This window comes from Streptomyces sp. NPDC059851 (assembly GCF_042732005.1).
Classification (GTDB): domain Bacteria; phylum Actinomycetota; class Actinomycetes; order Streptomycetales; family Streptomycetaceae; genus Streptomyces.
This window is the reverse complement of sequence record NZ_JBHWJJ010000224.1, coordinates 1-7,596: the sequence shown is the minus strand read 5'-3', so window position 1 is coordinate 7,596 and position 7,596 is coordinate 1. Positions and strand designations below refer to the sequence as shown.

Sequence of the window (7,596 nt, the reverse complement as noted above, 5' to 3'; positions counted from 1 at the left end):
TTCTTACCCCCCCGGGTCATGTGCACCCCCGCCCGGCCCCGCCCCCCCTTGCAACTCCCGCCCGGGGGGGCAACGCCGGGGGGGGGCGGGATCCGAGGGATCCGGCCCCACGCGTCGTACTCCCGGCTACTCGTCGTTCGCCTCGCGCTCCTTCGCGGCCAGTTCGTCGTCGAAGGTCGCCTGGGCCTCGTCGCGCGACGACAGCTCGGTCGCCGCGGGCGGCTCGACCAGCCAGTCGGGGTTGGACTGCTGGTCCCACCACCGCCAGGCGAAGTACGCGGCGCCGGCCAGCACGCCGGCCAGGACCACGCCCTTGAGCACCCGGTTCCGGCGCTGCAGCCGCTCGTGGTGCTTGACGAGCTTCTTCACCTCCTGGGCCGACATCTGGCCGCGCAGCGCCGCCAGGGCCGCCACGCCGGCCGCTGCGGAGCGCAGCACGGTCTCCTCTGCGACCGGCCGGCCGGCCGCGATCGCGTGCTCCAGCTTGGGCTGCGTGTAGTCCGCGGCCTGGCGCGCCATGCGCCTGGTCTGGTGCACCGCCTGCGTCGCCGCCCGGTCGACGTTCGGCGGCACGTGGGCGCGCGCTGCGACCATCCGCGGATGCAGGTGGGTGTCGTACGCCGTACGTGCCTGGCGCGAGGCCTGATGGGCGGCATGCGAGACCTTCGGCGTCAGCCGCTCGTTCGCCTCGTGCGCGTAGTGCACCGCCGCGTCCCTGGCGGATTCTGCGTACGGCGCCACCAGCTCCGCTGCGTGCCTCATCGTGTCCCGGGCGCTGTCGGCGACCAGGCGCACGCTGTCGTTGCGGGTCACGGGATCCTCCTCCTCGGTGGCGGACACAGTTCACCTTTCCACCCTTTGTCGGATCATGCCTGGCTTGGGGCCGGGCGGCATGCGCGACAGGGCATCCGAGTGGGGGATTTCTGTGCGGTACGGCCCCCCGTGGGAGGATCGGGGACCGACAGTGCTGACTATGGAAGGCAGATCCGTGGCCGAGAAGCTCTACGCCACCCTGAAGACCAACCACGGCGACATCGAGATCGAGCTGCTGGAGAACTTCGCTCCGAAGACGGTCCGGAACTTCGTGGAGCTCGCCACGGGCGCCCGTGAGTGGACCCGCCCCACGGACGGCCAGAAGACCACGGACCCGCTCTACGACGGCACCGTCTTCCACCGCGTGATCAGCGGCTTCATGATCCAGGGCGGCGATCCGCTCGGCAACGGCACAGGCGGCCCCGGATACCAGTTCGCCGACGAGTTCCACCCCGACCTGGCCTTCACCAAGCCCTACCTGCTCGCCATGGCCAACGCCGGCCCGGGCACCAACGGCTGCCAGTTCTTCATCACCGTCGCACCCACCGCCTGGCTCACCCGCAAACACACGATCTTCGGCGAGGTCACCGACAAGGCCAGCCGGTCGGTCGTGGACGCGATCGCCGGCCTGCCGACCAACCCGCGCACCGAGCGCCCCCTGGACGACGTGATCATCAAGTCCGTCTCCGTCGAGAAGCGCTGACCGCGGGCGCGCCGACCACTGCGCCGACCCGCAGCGCCGACCCGCAGCGCCGACCACTGCGCCGACCGGGTGGTCGGACACCGGGTGGTCGGACGCCGGGACGCCTGGCCGGTGCCGGGAACCTTCCGCCCCGCCCGTCCGTCCTGATGGCATACCGGAGCGGCGGGGTGCACCGCCGTCCCGCCGCTGACCGAGGGGACCGATGGACACCGACCGTCTGCCGGGCTGCTACCGCCACCCGGACCGCGACACGGGGATCCGCTGCACCCGCTGCGAGCGCCCCATCTGCCCCGAGTGCATGATCAGCGCCGCGGTCGGCTTCCAGTGCCCCGAATGCGTCCGCGGGGGCTCCGGAACCGGCCACCGCCCGGCCGCCAACGCGCCGCGCACCCTCGCGGGCGGTGTCGTGGCCGACGATCCCCACCTGGTCACCAAGGTCCTCATCGGGATCAATGCCGCAATCTTCCTGGCCGGCCTGCTCTTCCCCCCGCTCGTGGTGCAGCTGGAGCTGCTCGGCCGGTACGTCGACTACATCGGCGGCCCCGTCGAGGGCATCTCCACCGGCCAGTACCACCGGCTGCTGACCTCGGTGTTCCTGCACGCGGAGTGGTGGCACATCGCCGGGAACATGCTGGCCTTGTGGGTCATCGGCGGCCCGCTGGAAGCGGCGCTGGGCCGGGTCCGCTACCTCGCCGTCTACGTGCTGTCCGGCCTGGGTGCCAGCGCCTTCGTGTACCTGCTGACCGAGCCGAACACCCCGACCCTCGGCGCCTCCGGAGCCGTCTTCGGGCTGCTCGGGGCCACCGTCGTGCTGGCGCGCCGGCTGCGCTACGAGATGCGACCCGTCCTCACGATGGTCGTGCTCATGCTGGTGCTGACCTTCGTGCCCTTCGGCGGCCATCTGTCGGTGTCCTGGCAGGCCCATGTGGGTGGGCTGCTGACCGGTCTGCTGCTCGGGCTGGCGATGCTGGCCCCGGGGACCGGGGGAAAACGGGCCATCGCCCAATGGGGGACGTGCGCGCTGGTATTTCTGCTGGCAGCAGGCCTGGTCCTGGCCCGGACGGCCGAACTCACCTGATCACACCGGCGTCAACGCTCCACAGAGTTATCCACAGATGGTCTGTCTTTTCCTCAGGTGTGGATGACGCTGTGGATAACTCGTGGGGAGAGCTTGCGGGGCGGCTGCATCCTGTGCTTACCGCCCCGCCCCACTCACGAGCCTCTTACTTCCACTGAGTGGAAACGCCGAATCCCGCCGCAATGAACCCGAATCCGACTACAATGTTCCAATTTCCGATGGATTCGATCGGAAGCTGGGTCTCGCTCACATAGAACACGACGATCCAGGCCAGGCCGATCAGGAAGAGCGCCAGCATGACCGGAGCGACCCAGCTGCGGTTGGTCAGCTTGATCTGCTGCGCCTTCGTCGGCGGCGGCGTGTAGTCGTCCTTCTTGCGGATACGTGACTTCGGCACGAGGGGCTTCTCCTGTCGATGCGCTGGGGACCTGCCTGCCCCGGGCGTCCGTTAGCGTAGTGGACCTGTGGCGTTGAAGGAGAAGGGTACGTTGAGCAATTCCGACGACTCCTCCGCGGGTCCCCGTCAGCGGTTCCGGGCGGTCCGGCTGCTCACCGCCGCCGTCTTCGCGCTCGCGGGCCTCATCTTCATCACCAGCTTCAACACGTCCAAGGGTACGAACATCCGGACGGACGCCTCGCTGCTCAAGCTCTCCGACCTCATCCACGAGCGCAGTCAGAACAACGCCCAACTGGAGCAGACCACCGCGGCCCTCCGCGGCCGGGTCGACGCCCTCGCCGAGCGCGACGACGGCAGCACCAAGGCCGAGGACGCCAAGCTGGCCGCCCTGCGCACCGCCTCCGGCACCGAGGCCCTCTCCGGCAAGGGCCTGACCGTCACCCTCAACGACGCCCCGCCGGGCGCCACCGCCCGCATCCCCAACGTGCCCGAGCCGCAACCCAACGACCTCGTGATCCACCAGCAGGACCTCCAGGCCGTCGTGAACGCCCTGTGGCAGGGCGGCGCCCAGGGCATCCAGGTCATGGACCAGCGGCTGATCTCCACCAGCGCCGTGCGCTGCGTGGGCAACACCCTGATCCTCCAGGGCCGCGTCTACTCGCCGCCGTACAAGGTGACGGCGGTCGGCGACCCGGGCACCTTGCGCAAGGCCCTCGCGGCCTCCCCGGCCCTGCAGAACTACCAGATGTACGTGACGGCGTACGGGCTCGGCTGGAAGGTGGACGAGCACAAGGAGATGACCCTGCCCGGGTACTCCGGCACGGTGGACCTCCACCACGCGCGGCCGGTCGAGACCTCCTCCGCGACAAGCACCCCCTGACGCCGGGCCGCTGGCTTTAGTCTGTGTGCGTACCGCCCCCGCGGTGCGTGAGCGAAAGGGACGCGGACGGCATGTACGGCTGGATCTGGCGGCATCTGCCGGGCAACGCGTGGGTACGCGCGCTGATCTCCCTCGTACTGGTCCTCGCGGTGGTCTTCGTGCTGTTCCAGTACGTCTTCCCGTGGGCCGAGCCGCTCCTTCCGTTCAACGATGTGACGGTGGACGAGGGATCGGGAGCCACTCCGTGAGCGCGCGCATTCTGGTTGTCGACAACTACGACAGCTTTGTCTTCAACCTGGTCCAGTACCTGTACCAGCTCGGCGCGGAGTGCGAGGTGCTGCGCAACGACGAGGTGGAGCTCTCCCACGCCCAGGACGGCTTCGACGGCGTGCTGCTCTCCCCCGGCCCCGGCACCCCGGAGGAGGCGGGCGTCTGCGTCGACATGGTGCGCCACTGCGCCGCCACCGGCGTCCCCGTCTTCGGCGTCTGTCTCGGCATGCAGTCGATGGCGGTCGCCTACGGCGGCGTCGTGGGCCGCGCCCCGGAGCTGCTGCACGGCAAGACCTCACCGGTGGTCCACGAGGGGCTCGGCGTCTTCGAGGGCCTGCCCTCGCCGTTCACCGCGACCCGCTACCACTCCCTCGCGGCCGAGCCGCAGACCCTCCCGGACGTCCTGGAGGTCACCGCGCGTACCCAGGACGGGATCATCATGGGGCTGCGGCACCGGGAACACGACGTGGAGGGCGTGCAGTTCCACCCCGAGTCGGTGCTGACGGAGCACGGTCACCGGATGCTCGCGAACTGGCTCGTGCGCTGCGGCGACAAGGGTGCCGTCGAGCGCTCGGCGGGGCTGGCCCCGGTGGTGGGCAAGGCCGTCGCGTGACCTCCCTCGCGCCGTCCGCGCCCACCGGGGGCCGGGCCGCGCGGCGCAGGGCCGCCCAGGAGGCCGCGAAACGCTCGCGGCGGCGCGCCGGTGGGCGGCGGCGCAAGCGGCCGGCCTCGGGCGGACCGCTCGTCGTCACGAGCCGGCTCCTCGGGGAGCTGTTCATCACCCTGGGCGTGGTGATGCTCCTGTTCGTGGCCTACCAGTTGTGGTACACGAACGTGCTCGCGCAACGCACCGCCGACGGGGCTGCGGGCTCCCTGCGCCAGACCTGGGAGCAGCAGCCGGGCGGCGCCGCCGCGCCGCCGCCGGCGGCCTTCGAGCCGGGGCAGGGCTTCGCGATCCTGCACATCCCGAAGCTGGACGTGAAGGTCCCGGTGGCGGAGGGCGTGAGCAAGCCCAAGGTGCTCGACCGCGGGATGGTCGGACACTACGGGGACGGCGCCCTGAAGACCGCGATGCCCGCGGACAAGCAGGGCAACTTCGCGGTGGCGGGACACCGCAACACCCACGGCGAACCGTTCCGCTTCATCAACCGGCTGGTGCCGGGCGATCCGATCGTGGTCGAAACCCGAGACGCGTACTACACGTACGAGATGGCCTCGATCCTGCCGCAGACGCCGCCGACGAACGTGGCCGTGCTGAAACCCGTACCGGAGGGATCGGGCTTCACCGCCCCGGGCCGGTACATCACCCTCACGACCTGCACCCCGGAGTTCACCAGCACCTACCGCTTGATCGTATGGGGCAGGATGGTGGACGAACGCCCGCGCGGCCAGGGTGCTCCGCCCGCGCTGGCCGCCCGGTAGGCCGCGGCAGCCGCCGCCCCCGCTCGAAGGACGAACCGCCGTGTCCCGTACCGCGCCTTCCCGCAGCAGCATCCTGTTCGCCGGGTTCCTGAGCCTGCTGGGCGAGTTCCTGATCACGGTCGGTCTGGTGCTCGGCCTGTTCGTGGCGTACTCGCTGTGGTGGACGAACGTGCTCGCGGACCGGCAGGCCTCGGCCCGCGGCGACGAGATCCGCCGCCAGTGGCAGGGCGCGCCCGCGGCGGGGGCACAGGCGGGGCCCGGCGCACTGGACACCCAGGGCGGCATCGGCTTCCTGCACGTGCCCGCGATGAAGAACGGCGAGGTGCTCGTCAAGCGGGGGACGGCGCCGGGCATCCTCGACGACGGCGTGGCCGGCTACTACACGGACCCGGTCAAGGCCGCCCTGCCGTGGGAGAAGACGGGGAACTTCTCGCTGGCGGCGCACCGCGACGGCCACGGGGCGAAGTTCCACGACATCGACAAGGTGAAGAAGGGCGACGCCGTCGTCTTCGAGACCCGCGACACCTGGTACGTCTACAAGGTCTTCGCGGAACTGCGCCAGACCTCCAAGTACAACGTGGACGTGATCTCGGCGGTCCCGAAGGAGTCCGGGAAGACGGCGCCGGGCCGGTACATCACGCTGACCACCTGCACGCCCGTGTACACGTCGAAGTACCGGTACGTCGTGTGGGGCGAGCTGGTGCGCACGGAGAAGGTCGACGCGAAGCGGACGCCGCCGGCCGAGCTGCGCTGACCTCGCGGGTCGCGGGGCCCTGATGCCCAGCCCCGTGCCCAGCCCCTCCTTACCGCAGGGCCTGCAGCCGTACTCCGGCGCTCCAGGCCTCGAGAAGGCCGCGGTGGACGGCGGTGACGCTGCCCTGGGCGGCGATGGCCAGGGCTTCGCGGGTGAAGGCGCAGGTCGCCACGTAGAGGGCCACGTCGGCACGGTGCAGGACCTTGGAGGCGCCGAGGAACTTCTGCATCTCACTGCTGGGCACGTGCCGGAAGGGCGTGACGTTCTTGCACTGGACGGCGACGGTGCGGCCGTCGGCGGTGCGGGCGGTGATGTCGATGCCGAGTCTGCCGCCGTGGTCACCGCCGTGCACGTCAACGTCAGTACAGCCGTCGCGGCGGAGCAGGCCCGCGATGTGGCGTTCGAACTCCTGCCGGTTCATGGCGGTCATGGTTTCGATGATCCCGGTGTGGGTCCGGGCCTCCTGGTTGCGCTGGAGCCGGCTGATGGCGATGTCGTGCTCGACGAGCTTCGCCTGGATCCGTGTGACGTCCTGCCGGAGGGAGATCAACTCGCGGTGGTGTTCGCCGGAGGCCTCGATGAGCACGTTGAGCATGGGGACGACCTGCCGGCGGAGGATCTCCGTGGCCTCCTCACCCGAGTCGGTCTGGTGGATGGAGTTATCCACAGGGCGGCTGAAAGCCTCCTGCTCGGTGTCGAGGAGGTACGCACGCACCTGACGTGCGATTTCGCTGTCACGGAGGAGCATCCCGACGTTGAGGACCGCCCGGCGGGTATACACGGCCAGGTGCACGCGCCCGCCACGGCCGCGGGCCTGTGGATGACGCACCTTTGAAAGCGACTGGTTGTAGCTTTCAAAAGTCGCCAGGTCAGTGCCCTTGAGGGTGCGCATGCCGTTTTGGCTCAACTCTTCGCGGTGGCGTAGCCGGAGCTGGTTGATCACACGCTCCGAGACCTCGTAGTAGGCCGCCACCATCGCCGTCGTCACGTGCAGTCCGTCCGGCAGGAGCGACAGCGCCTTCACCTTGTCCAGGACGTGCGTACGGTCCAGGACGCTCGTGCGCAGTGTCCGGGATTCCAGCAGTACCGATTCGTTGACCATCGTTCCGCCCCTCCTGGGCGGAACCCCCTGTCCCACCCCGACCGGATCAACGATTCCCGATATGTGAAGACACGATCGTTTTTCGCGGAAATGTGCGGAGATGGGGAAGGGGGCCCGGACCCTTCTGCTACTGCCCGCAGTGAGCACGCAAGAGGCCCGGCCGCCCTCCCCGTCGGG

10 protein-coding genes are annotated in these 7,596 nt (G+C 69.9%); 7 read left to right on the top strand and 3 right to left on the bottom strand.

Going from position 1 to position 7,596, the window contains the following annotated elements:
- Window positions 1-126 precede the first annotated feature (126 nt).
- Complete coding sequence (locus ACFV7Q_RS37670; protein WP_385435454.1) at window positions 127-813, bottom strand: DUF5324 family protein; 687 nt, start codon at window positions 811-813, stop codon at window positions 127-129.
- A gap of 175 nt (window positions 814-988) precedes the next feature.
- On the opposite strand from ACFV7Q_RS37670, the gene ACFV7Q_RS37665 reads away from it, so the two are divergent.
- A complete protein-coding gene (locus ACFV7Q_RS37665) occupies window positions 989-1,516 on the top strand; it encodes a peptidylprolyl isomerase (protein ID WP_385435455.1) in 528 nt (175 codons plus the stop codon).
- A 202-nt stretch (window positions 1,517-1,718) separates the two neighbouring features.
- Window positions 1,719-2,594: a rhomboid family intramembrane serine protease gene (locus tag ACFV7Q_RS37660; RefSeq protein ID WP_385435453.1), complete on the top strand. Its 876-nt coding sequence runs from the start codon at window positions 1,719-1,721 to the stop codon at window positions 2,592-2,594.
- 145 nt (window positions 2,595-2,739) lie between these two features.
- Here the strand turns inward: ACFV7Q_RS37660 and crgA are convergent, their stop codons facing one another.
- Complete coding sequence (crgA, locus tag ACFV7Q_RS37655) at window positions 2,740-2,991, bottom strand: cell division protein CrgA (protein WP_179171839.1); 252 nt, start codon at window positions 2,989-2,991, stop codon at window positions 2,740-2,742.
- 91 nt (window positions 2,992-3,082) lie between these two features.
- On the opposite strand from crgA, the gene ACFV7Q_RS37650 reads away from it, so the two are divergent.
- From ACFV7Q_RS37650 to ACFV7Q_RS37630, 5 genes are read left to right on the top strand one after another with little or no spacing between them, the layout of a single operon-like run.
- Window positions 3,083-3,871, top strand: a complete 789-nt coding sequence (locus tag ACFV7Q_RS37650; protein ID WP_385435452.1) for a DUF881 domain-containing protein — start codon at window positions 3,083-3,085, stop codon at window positions 3,869-3,871.
- Window positions 3,872-3,918: 47 nt separating this feature from the next.
- Window positions 3,919-4,119 carry a hypothetical protein gene (locus ACFV7Q_RS37645; protein WP_179171779.1) on the top strand — a complete coding sequence of 67 codons (201 nt, stop codon included), beginning with the start codon at window positions 3,919-3,921 and terminating at the stop codon, window positions 4,117-4,119.
- On the top strand, window positions 4,116-4,754 hold the full coding sequence (locus ACFV7Q_RS37640; RefSeq protein ID WP_385435451.1) for an aminodeoxychorismate/anthranilate synthase component II: 639 nt from the start codon (window positions 4,116-4,118) through the stop codon (window positions 4,752-4,754). Before ACFV7Q_RS37645 ends, ACFV7Q_RS37640 begins: the two co-directional genes overlap by 4 nt.
- Window positions 4,751-5,563, top strand: a complete 813-nt coding sequence (locus tag ACFV7Q_RS37635; protein WP_385435450.1) for a class E sortase — start codon at window positions 4,751-4,753, stop codon at window positions 5,561-5,563. Before ACFV7Q_RS37640 ends, ACFV7Q_RS37635 begins: the two co-directional genes overlap by 4 nt.
- 40 nt (window positions 5,564-5,603) lie before the next feature.
- Complete coding sequence (locus ACFV7Q_RS37630) at window positions 5,604-6,317, top strand: class E sortase (protein WP_385435449.1); 714 nt, start codon at window positions 5,604-5,606, stop codon at window positions 6,315-6,317.
- Window positions 6,318-6,366: 49 nt separating this feature from the next.
- Here the strand turns inward: ACFV7Q_RS37630 and ACFV7Q_RS37625 are convergent, their stop codons facing one another.
- Window positions 6,367-7,419, bottom strand: a complete 1,053-nt coding sequence (locus ACFV7Q_RS37625) for a restriction endonuclease (protein ID WP_385435448.1) — start codon at window positions 7,417-7,419, stop codon at window positions 6,367-6,369.
- Window positions 7,420-7,596 lie beyond the last annotated feature (177 nt).

Bases quoted from the DNA above. Each gene is read 5' to 3' on its own strand.
- ACFV7Q_RS37660 (WP_385435453.1), top strand. From the start codon at position 1,719: ATGGACACCGACCGTCTGCCGGGCTGCTACCGCCACCCGGACCGCGAC.
- ACFV7Q_RS37625 (WP_385435448.1), bottom strand. From the start codon at position 7,419: ATGGTCAACGAATCGGTACTGCTGGAATCCCGGACACTGCGCACGAGC.